At 46.6% G+C, this 15,455-nt stretch carries 13 protein-coding genes; 6 read left to right on the plus strand and 7 right to left on the minus strand.

What is annotated here, in order from left to right; genetic code table 11:
* Positions 1–279 precede the first annotated feature (279 nt).
* Both ACWIP2_RS02590 and ACWIP2_RS02595 read right to left on the minus strand, forming a co-directional pair.
* Positions 280–2,184, minus strand: coding sequence for a T9SS type A sorting domain-containing protein (locus ACWIP2_RS02590; protein WP_448518336.1), 1,905 nt, complete (start codon positions 2,182–2,184; stop codon positions 280–282).
* A gap of 53 nt (positions 2,185–2,237) precedes the next feature.
* Positions 2,238–3,077, minus strand: coding sequence for a PASTA domain-containing protein (locus ACWIP2_RS02595; RefSeq protein ID WP_448518337.1), 840 nt, complete (start codon positions 3,075–3,077; stop codon positions 2,238–2,240).
* 116 nt (positions 3,078–3,193) lie between these two features.
* On the opposite strand from ACWIP2_RS02595, the gene ACWIP2_RS02600 reads away from it, so the two are divergent.
* Positions 3,194–3,634 carry a hypothetical protein gene (locus ACWIP2_RS02600; protein WP_448518338.1) on the plus strand — a complete coding sequence of 147 codons (441 nt, stop codon included), beginning with the start codon at positions 3,194–3,196 and terminating at the stop codon, positions 3,632–3,634.
* Between the two features lie 64 nt (positions 3,635–3,698).
* On the opposite strand, the gene ACWIP2_RS02605 is transcribed toward ACWIP2_RS02600, so the two are convergent.
* Positions 3,699–3,920 carry a hypothetical protein gene (locus tag ACWIP2_RS02605; protein ID WP_448518339.1) on the minus strand — a complete coding sequence of 74 codons (222 nt, stop codon included), beginning with the start codon at positions 3,918–3,920 and terminating at the stop codon, positions 3,699–3,701.
* Positions 3,921–4,146: 226 nt separating this feature from the next.
* On the opposite strand from ACWIP2_RS02605, the gene ACWIP2_RS02610 reads away from it, so the two are divergent.
* Genes ACWIP2_RS02610 through ACWIP2_RS02620 form a run of 3 tightly spaced genes read left to right on the plus strand, consistent with a single transcriptional unit; the run spans position 4,147 to position 9,360 of the window.
* Positions 4,147–6,813 carry an MGH1-like glycoside hydrolase domain-containing protein gene (locus ACWIP2_RS02610; protein WP_448518340.1) on the plus strand — a complete coding sequence of 889 codons (2,667 nt, stop codon included), beginning with the start codon at positions 4,147–4,149 and terminating at the stop codon, positions 6,811–6,813.
* Positions 6,814–6,829: 16 nt separating this feature from the next.
* Positions 6,830–8,614: a tetratricopeptide repeat protein gene (locus ACWIP2_RS02615; RefSeq protein WP_448518341.1), complete on the plus strand. Its 1,785-nt coding sequence runs from the start codon at positions 6,830–6,832 to the stop codon at positions 8,612–8,614.
* A complete protein-coding gene (locus ACWIP2_RS02620) occupies positions 8,614–9,360 on the plus strand; it encodes a LytR/AlgR family response regulator transcription factor (RefSeq protein ID WP_448518342.1) in 747 nt (248 codons plus the stop codon). The genes ACWIP2_RS02615 and ACWIP2_RS02620 overlap by 1 nt, the downstream gene beginning before the upstream one ends.
* Before the next feature lie 7 nt (positions 9,361–9,367).
* Here the strand turns inward: ACWIP2_RS02620 and pfkA are convergent, their stop codons facing one another.
* From pfkA to ACWIP2_RS02635, 3 genes are all read right to left on the minus strand, one after another.
* Entirely contained in the window at positions 9,368–10,339 is a 972-nt protein-coding gene (gene pfkA / locus ACWIP2_RS02625) for a 6-phosphofructokinase (protein WP_448518343.1), read from the minus strand.
* 168 nt (positions 10,340–10,507) lie between these two features.
* Complete coding sequence (locus ACWIP2_RS02630; protein ID WP_448518344.1) at positions 10,508–12,166, minus strand: VWA domain-containing protein; 1,659 nt, start codon at positions 12,164–12,166, stop codon at positions 10,508–10,510.
* 39 nt (positions 12,167–12,205) lie between these two features.
* Complete coding sequence (locus ACWIP2_RS02635; RefSeq protein ID WP_448518345.1) at positions 12,206–12,934, minus strand: hypothetical protein; 729 nt, start codon at positions 12,932–12,934, stop codon at positions 12,206–12,208.
* 39 nt (positions 12,935–12,973) lie between these two features.
* On the opposite strand from ACWIP2_RS02635, the gene ACWIP2_RS02640 reads away from it, so the two are divergent.
* Together ACWIP2_RS02640 and fbp are read left to right on the plus strand one after the other, a co-directional pair.
* On the plus strand, positions 12,974–13,378 hold the full coding sequence (locus tag ACWIP2_RS02640; RefSeq protein ID WP_448518346.1) for an OsmC family protein: 405 nt from the start codon (positions 12,974–12,976) through the stop codon (positions 13,376–13,378).
* Positions 13,379–13,448: 70 nt separating this feature from the next.
* On the plus strand, positions 13,449–14,468 hold the full coding sequence (gene fbp / locus ACWIP2_RS02645; RefSeq protein ID WP_448518347.1) for a class 1 fructose-bisphosphatase: 1,020 nt from the start codon (positions 13,449–13,451) through the stop codon (positions 14,466–14,468).
* 144 nt (positions 14,469–14,612) lie between these two features.
* On the opposite strand, the gene accD is transcribed toward fbp, so the two are convergent.
* Positions 14,613–15,452, minus strand: a complete 840-nt coding sequence (gene accD / locus ACWIP2_RS02650; protein WP_448518348.1) for an acetyl-CoA carboxylase, carboxyltransferase subunit beta — start codon at positions 15,450–15,452, stop codon at positions 14,613–14,615.
* Between the last annotated feature and the right edge of the window lie 3 nt (positions 15,453–15,455).

The following is a 15,455-nucleotide window of genomic DNA, read 5'->3' on the forward strand; positions in this document are numbered from 1 at the left end:
AGAAATACACTTCTCTTGCCTGATGGCAAGCAGCATGGTGTTAAACGTATCGTTCAGTTATGTTAAGAAACCCTTGAACGGGTACAAAAATCTAGATCGGCTGATAGCACCGAAGATGCCTGCCGATCCCTCTGTCTTGAGCGACTCGGAAAACAAAAGTGAATTAAAAAAACTAAAAAAAAAAATGCCGAAAACCCTTGACACGTTCAGGAAGGGCTGCAAGCATGGGCAAAGAAAAAAATTATTTTTCGCCTCAATTCCTTGCATTTTTCCCAAAAATTACTGCCTTTGAAAGCTCAATTTTAAGATTTTTGTATGTTGCTCATTTACAAGATGAAGCAGGTAAACTCCGCTTGGGTAGCCCTCCAACGATAAATTTTCGGCGGTCTGACCTTGCTCAAAAGTTTTTTGGAAAATAATGCGCCCTTGCAAATCGCAAACTGTCAGTTGGCGAACAGTGCCGCGAATGGAAAAAGTACCATTGCTCGGGTTGGGATATACTACCGGATTGAACGCATTCAACTGTTCGGGGGGCAGCCCGGTAATGATGTCTTCTGCAAAGACAGGACGCAACATGATACTGCCTTGCAAGCGCGTATTGCGCTCCCAACGATTGGCTACATTGACCCAGATCTCGTCGCCGGAATTGGTGTTGCGGTCAAAACCCAGTGTCAGCGGACGATTGCTCAGTTGTTCAACTCCAATAAAAAACGAATCTTGCAACAGAATTTTGCGCGAAAGTGGAATTCGGATAAACTTGTTCAGGCTGTCGGAATAGCTAACAAAGGTATTTTGTACCAGCAGCACAGAGTCGCGCACTCCTCCCTGCTCATCTAACTGTTTCCAAACGCGCAGGTTATAGGTTTCTCCTTCCAAATCGCGTAGGATCGGAACAAAGTACAAATCTATATGCGAAAGCACTGCCTGCGTGTTCAGTTTGTAGCGATAGGCAAGTTTGCCAAAGCGCTGATTAAAAGAGATTGCAAACTCTGCGCTACCATCGTCGTAAGCATAGTAATTGTCCAATATTGTCAGGCTGCTGAGCGTATCATTATTGCGGAAATTGATGGGAGGCACAAGGTCGTCGCGCTCGCCGGTATTGAGCCTGAACTTAGTTTCTAAGTGCAGTTTAGGCTGGTTCAGCGGCAAGACAATCGGCGGACGCGTACCCACGCCCCTATTGACCGCACCCACGCGCAAATCACGACGAAACTCCCCGATAATAGCGGTTGTATCTGCCAGTAGTCCCAATTCTCTGCCGGTCAGTTGTTCTTGCAGAATTGCGTCGTATGCAAATACGTTGAATCTGCGATCCAGATTGCTTACTGAAAGGAAAACGGAATCAGCAATTTCTGCCTGCGGATTCTGAATAAACTGTCGCATAGGCATAGCGCTGTAGCGTTTTAGAAATCTGCCCTGAATGCCGTTGGCTGCAATATCGAGCAGAGAGTTGTCTGTTGCATTTCTATTTTTATTCAGGTAGATATAGTCCACATGCCATGTATCGAATGCACCTGCCTGCCTGCCAAATCGGATAAAGCGAAAACGAAAATTTTTGTGAAGGAAATTTGTAGTGTTGATTGGCAAGATGACATAGCGGAAGGCAGTTCCCGGTGCGCCGCCATTTTGTTGCCAGCGCCGTACCCAGTTGTTATTCCGATCTAGAAATTCCAATGCCAGATAATCTTCCTCGTCGGGCTGTTCGCCTAAACCTTCTGCCTGCCAGAAAAAACTCAGAAATAGGTTGTCCTGCGGGCGCAGCGTGTCCAGATCAATTCGCTTAGACTCCAACTTGTCGGTCATCCCGACGGCAAATATGTTGGTAAAATCATAAGGGCGACCGTTTGCCCCTATCCCATCGAATGTGGCTACATTGAAAGAAGGCGGATTAACAGCAATAGTATTATTGACAAAAGTCCCTCCATTGCGCACCCATCGGGAGGTATCCGGCTCATCGGGTCTGCCTTTGTGTATCCACGGCTTGTTGTTAGTAGAGAAATCCTCGAAAAAGGGCAAAGACAAACGCGTCGTATCCTCACCGTTTTCTTCTATTCTGCCAAATGCCGGATTGATGAGGCGGTTTTGTTGCGGAGATATGGGAATTAGTTGCAACTGAGCATGTAGCTGTGATGCGAACAGGCAAAGAAGCACTACCTGCAAAATTGCTTTAGAAATGAATTGCATACCGAAGGAAACAATAGTTGGCGTAGATGTGGACGCAATAAGCAAGGTAATAATTAATGATCAAACTCTGTTGGCTCGTTGCCTGTAACCCACAGGTCTATCACCTCGCCGGTTTTTACCCGTTTACCCGGCTCATAGGCGGGCTTTTGCCTGATTACGATGCCTAACTCGCGCCCGCTGCCGGGTTCGTAGATGATATTACCGGCATCCAGCCCCATGCCGCGCAGCAGAAACTGCACCTCTGCCAATGGTTTACCTACCAGATTGGGAAGGTCGAATTGCGTATTGCCTAAACCATCGCCTACTTCGAGATCTATTTTAGAGCCTTTGGGCAGTAAGAAACCTTCGTCCATTTGCTTTCTTGTGATTTCTTTGCCATTGTAAAACACCTTAAGAACAGCATTGGACGCAATGTCGGATACGTAGCGGATTTCTCCGCGTTTGAATCCGTAGCTTTCCAAAATCTGATCTGCCTGCTTAACCGAATTATCAATGATATTGGGCAGTTGTTCCATTGGCGGGCGCGTCGCATTGACTACCAAGTGAATGCGCCTATTAACTTTGACCTTAGAGTTCTTGATCGGATCTTGTGATAAGATTGCCAAAGGAGGCATTTTAGGGTTGTAGCTGGAGTCGGTAACGATGTAACGCAGTTCTCTCTCCTCCAGAAAACGTTCTGCCTCCTGCAACGTCATGCCTTCCAAATCGGGTACGGTGATGCTTTCCCCGTGGTTCGTGGTTAGTGGTAGATAAACATAAAAGAAGAGGATAATCACCATAAAACCCGCTAAAACTGCCAGTAAGGCGTTCAAGGCTAAAGCTATAGGCGAGTTGCTGCGCAAATCAAGACTGATATTGTCTGCGTTGAGTTTATCCAAAAAAGACTTCCACATATTGCAAAGCTAAAAACTTGCGTCGGCACGACAAAATATTCCACAACTAATAAAGTAAGTCTGATGTAATTTTGTTCCGACTTTTCGTTATGTTATTACAACCCAACCAACAACAGATGAAGAAGATTTTTGAAAATGCCTATGCAGAATTGTACGACATTAGCGACGAGGTTCCACATACTATTTTTGGCTATTGGAAAGGGCTTTGGCTATTAGATGATCAGGAGGCTATGCAGGCGCTGTTCTTTCCTCTGGACTATATCAAGGAGCATCAGGTGAAAGTAATGATAACAGATTATCGCTATTTGGAGATCGTTCCAGTGGAAACAAACGACTGGTTACAAAAGGAATGGTTTCCTACAGTAGTAAAGAATGGGTTATTGGCAGAAATAGTCATTGATTCTACAGAAAGTCTGTTTAGCAAGATTTCCGTAGATGTGATGTACGGAGATGTCAATAAGCAAACCGGACTGATGACTCCCGTTGTAGGTTCTCTGGAAGAAGCAAAAAAATTAGCGCTGACATTTATTCAGGATCTGACCCTCAGAAATCACTGATGCTATTTGACTGATCGCATAGCGCCGTCGCAAATGCTGCGACCTGTCGAGCCGAGAAAACAGTTTACTCCGCACATTCGCCGCGCATTTCTTCTGTAACTTTCTTGTTATGCCCCCATGCCATTAACAGATGCATAATGCTAATCAGGGCTGGCATGCGACTGCTGCCCTTCCGGCTTTGCGGCAAATGGCAGTTTTTCAGATCCGGTTCTGCGAAGAGCCGCTCCCGCGCCGGAATCTGCGCGACAATGCCTTCGCGCATCTTGCACTGACGCGAAAAAAACATCCATTTTCTCGCTATGGATTCGGTTTACATACCGGTACAAGATCCTGTGCAGGCAGATAACCATACCCGATGCTCCATAACCGGGCGCAGCAATTGCCCCCGATCGGTTGGCTGCCTGTGCGAGGCAAGTTGTGCTAACGGCCGATAGACTCGACTCCTAAATGCACACAACTTTTGCCAATTGGCATTGTGGCGTGCTATATTTGTATCAACTATTCTTTCAACAATGACTGCTATCAATCCTGAATTTATTCGCCTCAAAGCCACACACAACAACACAGGCTGGAAACGCTGGGGGCCGTATCTTTCTGAAAGACAGTGGGGAACAGTGCGCGAGGACTACAGCCAGCACGGTTATGCGTGGGGCTACATCACCCACGACATGGCTCGTAGCAAGGCCTATCGCTGGGGCGAGGACGGTATCGGAGGCATCTCAGATACCAAACAGACTATTTGTTTTGCCAATGCTTTCTGGAACGGCAAAGATACAATTATCAAAGAACGACTTTTCGGACTTGGCAACGGCGAAGGCAATCATGGCGAAGATGTCAAAGAACTTTATTATTACCTCGACTCAACGCCTACGCACTCCTACATGAAAATGCTCTACAAGTACCCGCAAAGCAGGTTTCCTTACGAGCAACTCGTAGAAGAAAACAAGCGCCGCAGCCGCAAAGAAGTAGAGTATGAGATTATTGATACGGGCATATTTGAAAACAATGCTTACTTCGATATTTACATCGAGTATGCCAAAGCCGATCCTGAGGATATTCTGATCAGGATAACAGCAATCAATCGGGGTGATGCGGATGCTATTCTGCACTTTCTGCCTACGATCTGGTTTCGCAATACTTGGGCTTGGGGCTACGAAACTTGGGAGTGGAAATATAAGCCAACCCTTTTTGCCGATCCGGAGGCCAGACTTTTACATATCCAGCACAAGAATCTGGGTGAAATGCGCCTACATTACGAAGGCAATCCTGAGTTATTGTTTTGTGAAAATGAGACCAACCACCGTCGGCTGCGCCATCTGGCAGATGCCGTTAAGCCCGATAGGCCCTTTCCCAAAGATGCTATCAACGATTACATCATCACCGGCGATAAACGGTTTAAAAACCCCGAACAAAAAGGCACTAAGGCTTCTCTCCATTATTCTACTGTTGTTCCGGCAGGTAAAGCGCATACCATTCGTCTGCGGCTCAACAATCTGAACACAAATCAAGATCCTTTTCAAGATTTTAATGCTATCTTCGAACTGCGCAAGCGAGAAGCCGATCAGTTCTACGAAGAGATACAAAAAGGTATTGCACACAATACAGACCTACTCAATGTGCAGCGGCAGGCTTTTGCGGGCATGATGTGGAATAAGCAGTATTATTACTACAACGTAGAACAGTGGCTAAACGGAGATCCTATTCACGGCGATAATCTGTCCAAAGAGCGCAAGTTGGGGCGCAACCACAAGTGGAAACACCTGTACAACTCTAACCTGATTTCCATGCCTGATAAGTGGGAGTACCCATGGTATGCGGCTTGGGATCTTGCCTTCCACTGCGTGCCTATAGCCAAAATAGATCCTGCATTTGCCAAACGACAGCTCGTGCTGATGTTGCGCGAATACTACATGCACCCTAACGGGCAAATTCCCGCCTACGAATGGCATTTCAGCGATGTAAACCCCCCTGTACATGCATGGGGGGCATGGAAGGTTTACACAATAGAAAAACAAGCCAACAACGGCATCGGAGATATAGACTTTCTGGCAGTTGTTTTCCAGAAACTGCTCATGAATTTTACATGGTGGATCAATCAAAAAGACCGGGAGGGTAACAACCTGTTCGAGGGCGGATTCCTTGGCCTGGATAATATCGGAGTGTTTGATCGCAGCAGCACTACCCTGCCTACGGGCGGCTATCTGGAGCAGGCAGATGCTACCAGTTGGATGGCGATGTACAGCCTCAACATGCTTCGGATTGCGCTGGAACTGGCACAAATCAAGCCCTACTATCAGGAAATGGCATCCAAATTTTTTGAACACTTTTTGGCTATTGCCTCTGCTATGTTCAATATGGGCACAGAACACATTGACCTTTGGGACGATGAGGACGAGTTCTACTACGATGTACTGCACCCTGCCAACCACAGAAGCCATCGTCTCAAGGTACGCTCCATTGTCGGTATCATGCCGATCATGGCAGTAGAGGTACTCACCCCCGAACTGATTGACAAACTCCCCGATTTCAGGCGACGCTTAGAGTGGATCTTGCGCAATAAACCTGCTGCGGCAAGTTTGATTTCGCGCTGGTATGAACTGGGGCGCGGCGAAAGCCGGATGCTCTCGCTGTTGCGTATTCACCGCCTCAAGTGTATCCTGCGTCGCATGTTAGATCCCGAGGAGTTCCTCTCTGAATACGGCATCCGCTCACTTTCCAAATATCACAAAAAGAATCCGTATGTGTATTATTTCAAAGACAGAGCCTACACGGTAGAATACCTGCCCGGCGAGTCGGACTCGTCTATGTTTGGCGGCAACTCAAATTGGCGTGGGCCTGTATGGTTTCCGATTAACTACCTGATCATAGAGTCGCTGCTAAAATTTCACGAATACTACGGCGATTCCTATAAGTTTGAGCATCCGACGGGCAGCGGTAATATGCATACCCTCAAGGAAATTGCACAGGATCTCAAGCAGCGGCTGATCAAGCTGTTTATCAAAAATGAAAAAGGAGAGCGCGTAGTTTTTGGAGACTGTCCGAAGATGCAACACGACCCTAATTTCCGCGATCATATTCTTTTCTATGAATATTTCGACGGCGACACCGGACGCGGACTGGGTGCTTCTCATCAATGTGGTTGGACGGGGCTGATAGCAGCGCTGATTGGTGATTTTTAGCTCCAAAACATGACCTATGACCAAATCAACCTTGCTATTCCTTAAGTTGTATTTCTTGTTTGCACTGCCGCTTTTGGGGCAAGATATAGCGGACAGTCTGAATAAAGTATTGCAAAGCCAACTCTCCGATTCGCTGCGCTGCGAAACGCTCATCAGGCTGGCAAGTATCAGGCAGCAGCATGGCGATTACCTTAACGCAACGCTTTTGGCAGAAGAAGCATACAATTTGGCGGCAGGACTATCCGCTGCACAGCAAGCAACCGTTGCATTGCGCTTAGGTACAATCCTCAGCGATCGTTCGGAGCATAAAGAAGCGCTTAACTATCTTTTCAAAGCAGCGGAAAATTTTGCCAAAGCAGGCGATGAACTCAACCGCGCTCGCGCTTTGAATAATATCGCGGCCGTATATCACGAGTTGCAGCAATATCCGCTCGTACTCCAGTACATGGAGCAAGCGCTGCAAATCGTAGAAAAGTTACAGGCAAAGCCCGCCATTGCTGTTATCAGTGGCAATCTGGGTAATTTATATGCACAATCCGGCGACTTCAATCGCGCCAGGCAGCTCGTCGAGCATTCTTTAGTCCTGAAAAAAGAGCTTGGAGATCGGCAAGGCGAGGCTTATTCACTTAATTTTCTGGGTGGAATAGCCGAGAAACAAGGCAACTACGCCCGCGCGATGCAGCTTTATTTGCAGGCGCTCAGCATTGAAAAAGCTATTGGCGAGCCTTATCTGCTGACGCATTCTTACCAGCATATCGGTAATATCTATAAGTTGCAAGGCAACTCGCGGTTGGCACAAAGCTATTATGATAGCGCCGCCATCCAGGCACGCAGCATAGGCGCTACCAAAGAACTGGCGCAGGTTTACCTCGCCTACGCAGAGCTAGACTCTGCCAAAGGTGATTTCAAAGGAGCGTACCAATGGTACAAACTGCACAAGCAACTCTCGGACAGCGTATTCAATAGCGATCGCAGCCGTCAGATTGCCGAATTGCAAACCCGCTACGAAGTCAGCGAAAAGCAGAGCGAAATCAATCGGCTTTCGCAACAGGCGCAGATCCAACAACTCGAAATAAAACAACGCAATGTTTTGATATTCAGTGGATTAATATTGAGCGTGGCAATACTTGCAGCCATTGCGATATATAACCGCAACAGGCGACTAACCATGCAGTCTTCCCTTTTGCAAACCGAGCAACGCTGGCGAAGGGCACAAATGAACCCGCACTTTTTTTTCAATGCACTCATGGCGATTCAGCAGTATGTCAATCGCGCCGAAACACTGACGGCAAGCAGCTATATCGCTCGCTTTGCCCGCCTGATGCGCCGCGTATTAGATAGCTCCGAGCGTGAATTTACCAGCCTTGCCGACGAGCTGGAAACCCTACAAACCTACATAGACTTGCAGCGTATCCGCTTTGAGCAACCCTTTGATTATCAGGTAACTATTGCCGAAGATTTAGATCCCGAAGAGGTGCAGATTCCTGTAATGCTGCTGCAACCATTAGTAGAAAATGCCATTGAACACGGCATTCGCAGACTTGCTGTAGGCGGTAAGTTACACATGGAAATAGGCACAGAAGGCAATCAACTCCTCATCAAATTGAGCGACAACGGTATCGGAAGACAGGCGGCATCCCAACTACGCGATCAGGCACACGTTTCCAGAGCTACGGGCATCACCCAAGATCGCATCCGACTGTTAGAAAATCAGGCAGGTTTTGCTATTATTTTCCGCATTGAGGATTTGGAACAAGGGACAGCCGTATCTTTGCAAATGCCACTTAAATACCACCTCTGATGCGCTGGATAACGATAGACGACGACAAACAGCAACGCGACTTTGTAAAAAATATTATCGGAAGGTTCTGCCCGCAGGCAATATTTGCAGGCGAAGCTGAAAATATACAAAAAGGACGCGAATTGATAGAAGCAACCCATCCCGATTTGGTTCTGCTGGACATTGATATGCCCGATGGTACGGGCTTTGATTTGTTGCAACAACTACAAAGTATTGATTTTCATCTTATTTTCATTACTGCTTTCGATACCTACGCGCTACAGGCTTTTCGCGTGTCGGCATTGGACTATCTACTCAAACCAACTGATCCTGAGGAACTAGTAGCTACTTTCAACAAAGCAGCAGAAACCATCCGCAGCCAGCAGTTGCAGCAACAACTTTCCGTTATGATGCAATATTTGCAGGCGGGAAATGCAACTGCCCGCCGTTTGGTGCTCAAGGATATGGATGCTATCCACATCGTCGAAACTGCGGAGATTGTGTATTTGCAGGCAGAGGATAACTACACCAATTTCTTTCTGAGCAACGGGCAGAAAATGATGGTTGCCAAAACTTTAAAGGAATATGAGCAACTACTTGAAAAACAGGGTTTTTTTCGCTGCCACAAATCCTATTTGTTCAATCTTGCCTACCTGAAGCGAATCGAAAAATCGGATGCGGGGGCAGTCGTACTCAAGGATGGTACAGAACTGCCGCTCGCTATTCGCAGGAGGGAAGTACTGCTCAAAGTCTTACAAGGTATGTAAAACTTAGCTACTTGCTAAGGACATCTACCAAACGGATCATCTCTGCAATCTGCTCGTTTTTGTGCTTGAAGGTCTCCTTAAAAGGCGTATATTTAAGGCGACCGTTTACAATACCGACCATAATGCCTGCCTTTCCGCTGAGTAGTGCCTCAACGGCCGCCAGCCCTATGCGGCTGGCAATGACGCGATCTACTGCAGAGGGCGAGCCGCCTCGTTGAATATGCCCCAAAGTAGAAACGCGGATATCCAGATCAGGAATCTCCCTTTTAACTTTTTGTGCAATTTCTGTTGCATTACCGGGTTGTTTTCCTTCAGCAACTACCACTATGTACGAGCGCTTGGTACGTCCCCAGCCAACTTTGAGTTTTTCAATAATTCCATCAATGCTGTCCGGTTTTTCAGGGATGATGGCCAGCTCGGCACCGCCGCCAATGGCAGAGCGAAGAGCAATATAACCCGAGTCGCGCCCCATTACTTCGATGAAAAACACGCGATCGTGTGAGTCTGCCGTATCGCGGATTTTATCAATCGCGCTCAGTGCCGTATTAACCGCTGTATCAAAGCCAATGGTGAAGTCAGTACCAAAGAGGTCATTATCAATCGTACCCGGAGCGCCTACCGTTGGGATTCCATACTCTTCGTAAAAAATCTGCGCTCCTGTGAAAGTTCCATTACCGCCAATGGCGACCAATCCTTCGATGCCGTGTGCCTGCAATTGGTCATAGGCTTTTTTACGGCCCTCTTTGGTGCGAAATTCTGCACTGCGGGCCGACTTGAGGATTGTACCCGCGCGCTGGATAATATTGCTTACTGACTGAGAAGTAAGTGGCTGAATATCACCACTAATCATGCCGTTGTAACCGCGATAAATACCAAAGACATTCACATCGTGATGCAGTGCGCCTCTGACAACTGCGCGAATACAGGCATTCATACCAGGTGCGTCGCCGCCGGAAGTAAAGACGGCTATGTTTTTCATTACAGGCTTACCTATCACGTTTGTATCTAAAAATGATGAAGCGCAAATTTGGGAAAATTCCCGCTTTTATTGAATAGCGATACCCATTTTTGTTATTTGGCTAACGAAAATTTAAAAACACCTGCGCTTTATTAACAAATCTGCAAAAAACAGCGAATCGTCTGCTGCTTATTGCAAGCGTCGAATATCATCCCACAAGCGACGCATGATGTTGCGCTCCTTCGGATCATATACCCAGTAGTTATCGAACTGTTGTACCACTTGTAAGTTAGGCTTTTGAGAGAGTGTTAGGCTGTGAAATCTGGTACCGCGCGATTGTTCCTTCTGGATACGGCGTAGCAGATCTTCTCTGATGTCGAACATAACAAAGTCGGAAACCATCATCACATCTGCATCTTTGTAATCGGTAGTTTGCAAAATGTTCAGCGCCTCAGATAAAGCTGGGGTAATATCCGTGCCTCCATCGAAAGACATGCTGAGAAAGTCGACTAATTTGTCTATGCTATCGGCGATGTTGAGCAGATTGATTGTTTTGATGCCAATCGAAAAAGAAATCAAGTAGCACTTGCGTTGCTCTTTGGCTGCCATCTTCATAATGGCAAAGCATAAAACTTTGGCAATTTGCGAAGGCAGCCCTTCCATACTGCCGCTGGTATCTATGCAAAGCACAAAAGGGCCTTTTTCCTTGCGCTTTTCGCGGCGATGAGTAGTAAACGAAACCTTATCGCTGTGTATAAGGCTACGTCCTTGAAATTGATAGCTTAACAGGCTTTTGTCTGCATATTTTTGGAGGAAGAGGGATTCTGTCTCTCTGCTGCCGAGTAGCGCAAGCTCTGAAGGTAGGAGGTTTTGCAGGTCATCGCTTTCGCGCAACCCACCAATTTCGGCTTTGAGGCGCAAATCGGTTTTCCATTCTTTGCGAATAATTACCTCGCGGAAAATTTCTTCTTCCACTTCTGTTTGTGCTTCGCGCATCCTGCCAAGCAGATCGGCAAGTTCCTGAACGGCTTTTTCGTTGGCAAGCAACTGCTGGTAGTGGTCTAATACGTTGAAGCCTTTATCTTTCCATAAGCTGCGGCTCATATCCCAAAAGTTGCTAACTTCCATAGCAAAGGGATTGATGAGCGTCATAAGTTTGTGAAATTCCTCGACCTTTTTGTTGAGTAATTCGGTAAACTGCTCCTGCTCTTTTTCCATCTCCTCCATGTAGTATTGCAGGTTTTTGGCAGATAGCAGCGCATTCCATTGTGCCAGCAAATCGTCTATGAGCACATCTATCGGTAATTTCTCTTCGGGCTTTTCTATAGACTTTGTATTGCGGACTTTTTGCAAGAGACTTTCATCGGCTAATATCTCTTTGAACTTTGTTGCATAAAAATCTTTATCTAAGTCCTCGCGCGCGTAATTATTTGCCAGAAAATTGATAAGTATGTACCATGTTTCTATCCAGAGATGCGTCGGCTTATGGCTCCACGCATCAAACATATCATTTTCCTGCTGATAAGGATTTTTAGCAACAATTTTTTTATCTACATCCCGAATCCACTTTAGTACATCGCTTATAATTTGCTCGGTGAGTTGGCGGTTGTCTGCACAAACCTTCTGTATCAGATCGAATCCGAGCATCTTATCCAAAGCATTTTTCAGATAATCAAAATACTTGCTCTGTTGATTTTGCAGTAGGCTTTGGAGGCGATAATCACTGATACTTGTTCCCGACAGGCGGGCATGTAGGTAATGTACCAGAAACGTACGCACAGATTTATCAAAAACATTTCCGAATTCGATAAAACTGCTGAATTCCTGTTCCAGTTCGTAGGCGGTCATGCACATAAAACCGCTGCTATGCGCGATTTGTTTAGTTGTTCAGCGCCTGTTTCCATAATAGATGTTAATAAAAATGGAAAAATAGTTCTGGCGATTTTCTGCCAATGGCATAATGACGATCTTCTGTGCGAGAAAATCTGCCATAACTCCTACTTCTACTCCTGTAACGTTGGAGCGAAAGTTGCCAAATTCAAAGGCAAGTGCAGTGCGGAGAGAAGCCCCTCCGCTGAAAGTACTCTGCGAGAGACTCTCGCCTAAGCGAGCGGCGCGCACAACCTGATCGAAAGAAGGATGCCTGTCCGGGTTGTATTGCTCGGTGCGGATATTGCCCGTACCGAAGCGGTATTCGATCAGATAGGGTGCTACAACGGCAATTGTGGGGCCTGCAGAAAAAGAGCCGGATATCTGCACCCCCTGTTCTGCCGAACGACGGAAGAGCACTCTTTCCCTACCGTACTGCGGACGAACAAGCAAAAGATGGTTCTGTTTACCGGGTACAAACGACTCCCCACTCAGTCTGCTTTGGGTGCGCTGTTCTTTCGGATGCTTGAGTTTAACAATGTCCAAGTAAAACAAATGATACATTCTGTTGCTGATGTTGCGGGTGTGCTTAATCATCCCGCCACCGATCAGTCCAGCATTATTGTTTAGATTGACACCATAACTGGTCTGGCGATTATGCAAGGGATCTTCTTCCAGAGCAATATCCTGCGCACACAGCGGCAGCACAAACAATAAGAGCAGTGTTGAAGCAAAATATTTTTTCAAGGCAAATCCTGTTATTTTTGAAGCCAAATTAATGCAAAGATGGCACATTTTAAAAACACTTATCTCGGAGACCTGCGAACAGTCTCTATCCACATCAAATCGGGTAATCAGATTATTACCGACGCACCTATAGACAACCACGGCAAGGGCGAGGCTTTTTCGCCTACAGATCTTGTATGCGCGGCACTTGCCAGTTGTAAAATGACCATCATGGGCATTATCGCTAACCGCGAAGGAATAGACCTGACAGGATTGACCTGCGAAGTAGAGAAAATCATGGAGACAACTCCGCGCCGCATTGGTGAAATAAAAATCGTCTTTGAACTTCCCAACAGCCAACTGAGCGAAAAGCATCGCACTATGCTGATTCGTGCGGCTAATACCTGCCCGGTAGCCCTTAGCCTGCATCCGGAGATAAAAAGAAATGTGACATATAATTTTTGACTCTCGCTAAAATTTTGTTATATTCAAAGGTCAAATAAACGACACACGCAAACTCAAATCAAAATTTTTTATGAATGTGGATGTGCAGAAATACGTATCCTCTATCGGGATTACTTTAGATCGCTTTATCGCCCATCGCCAGTCCGATTTTCCCTATGCTAAGGGCGAACTTTCCCAATTGCTGCGCGATATCGCTTTGGCAGCCAAAGTCGTTAACAAAGCGATTATGAACTCTGGACTAATAGGCATCGAGGGGCCTGCCGGTAACCAGAACTCTTCGGGCGAAGATCAGCAGAAGTTAGATGTAGTAGCCAATGTGCGCTTCGTTCGTGCGCTTACACGCGGCGGTGAAGTTTGCGCCATTCTCTCTGAAGAAGAAGACGAACTGATTGATACAGGCAATCGCAACGCGAAGTACGTAGTGGCAATAGATCCGCTGGACGGCTCGTCTAATATTGATGTGAATATGCCTCTCGGCAGCATCTTTTCGGTTTATCGCCGCAAGACTCCGATCGGTACGCCCCCGACAATGGAAGACGCGCTGCAAAAAGGCACCGAGCAGGTGGCAGCAGGCTATGTGATTTACGGCTCCTCTAACATGCTTGTTTACACAACCGGACACGGTGTCAATGGATTTACCTACGATTTTTCCATTGGCGAATTTATTTTGTCACATCCCAACATGCGCAGTAAAGACGATGGTAGAATATTTTCCTACAACGAGGGCAACCTGTACGACTTTCCGCAAGGCATTCAAGACTTTATCGAGTATTGCCGTCAGAATAAATTTTCTGCACGCTACGTAGGTGCATTAGTTGCAGACGTACATCGCAATTTGCTCAAAGGAGGCATCTTCCTTTATCCTGCCACTAAAAAAATGCCTAACGGAAAACTCAGACTTATGTTTGAATGCAATGCGCTTGCCTTCCTTGTAGAACAGGCAGGCGGAGCAGCTACAGACGGCAAACGCCGCATCCTCGAGATCGAGCCAACCGAAATGCACGCGCGTTGTCCGTTTATTGTCGGCTCGCGGGCGATGGTCGAAAAAGTAGTAGCAATGCTCGAAACCCATAACGAAGTACCTGCTTAACAAATAAAGAAACTGTCCAAAAAGTCTGACTGTAGCACAGACTTTAATCTGTAGATGTTTGATTATCAAGCGATTAACAAATTACAGGCTAAAGTCCGTGTTACTTTTTGGACAGTTTCGATTTTTCTTCGCCACTCCTCCGTGCTATTTGAGCATACTGAACAGCAAGGTAAGTTTATTCTTCAGTTGTCTTCTGTCCACGATAAAGTCGAGGAAGCCGTGTTCGAGTAGGAACTCTGCTGTTTGGAAACCTTTGGGCAGATCCTTACCGATTGTCTCGCGAATAACGCGCGGGCCTGCAAAGCCAATCAATGCACCGGGTTCGGCAATATTGAAGTCGCCCAACATGGCAAAAGACGCTGAAACGCCGCCCGTTGTAGGATCTGTCATCAGGGAAACGTAGGGAATGCCTGCTTCGTGTAATAAGGCCAGTTTTGCAGATGTTTTTGCCATTTGCATTAATGAAAAGCCAGCCTCCATCATGCGTGCACCGCCCGAACGAGAGATCACCAACAGAGGAAATCTCTCCGTTAGGGCAACATCAACAGCGCGGCTGATTTTTTCACCTACCACAGAACCCATAGAGCCGCCAATGAACTCAAAATCCATACAAGCAATTACGATATCAAGATCGTTCATCTTGCCGTATGCGGCGCGAGCGGCATCGTTGAGCCCGGTTTTTGCGTGGCTGTCTGCTAAACGCGAAATATAAGACTTGGTATCAGAGAAACTAAGCGGATCGCAGGGGGTTATATCAGGTGCAATTTCTGTAAACTGATTGTTGTCGAATAGGATCTCGAAGTAGTCGCGCGAGCCGATTTTTACATGATAACCATCTTCAGGGCAAACGTACTGATTGTTTTTCAACTCTTTGATGTGAATGATTTTGCCCGTTGGGGTTTTGAACCACAAGCCATTGGGCGCATCTTTCTTTTCTGCTGTCGGGGTTGTTATGTTTTTTTCGGAACGTTTGAACCAGCTCATTTC

The sequence above is a fragment of the Rhodoflexus sp. genome (assembly GCF_053489755.1).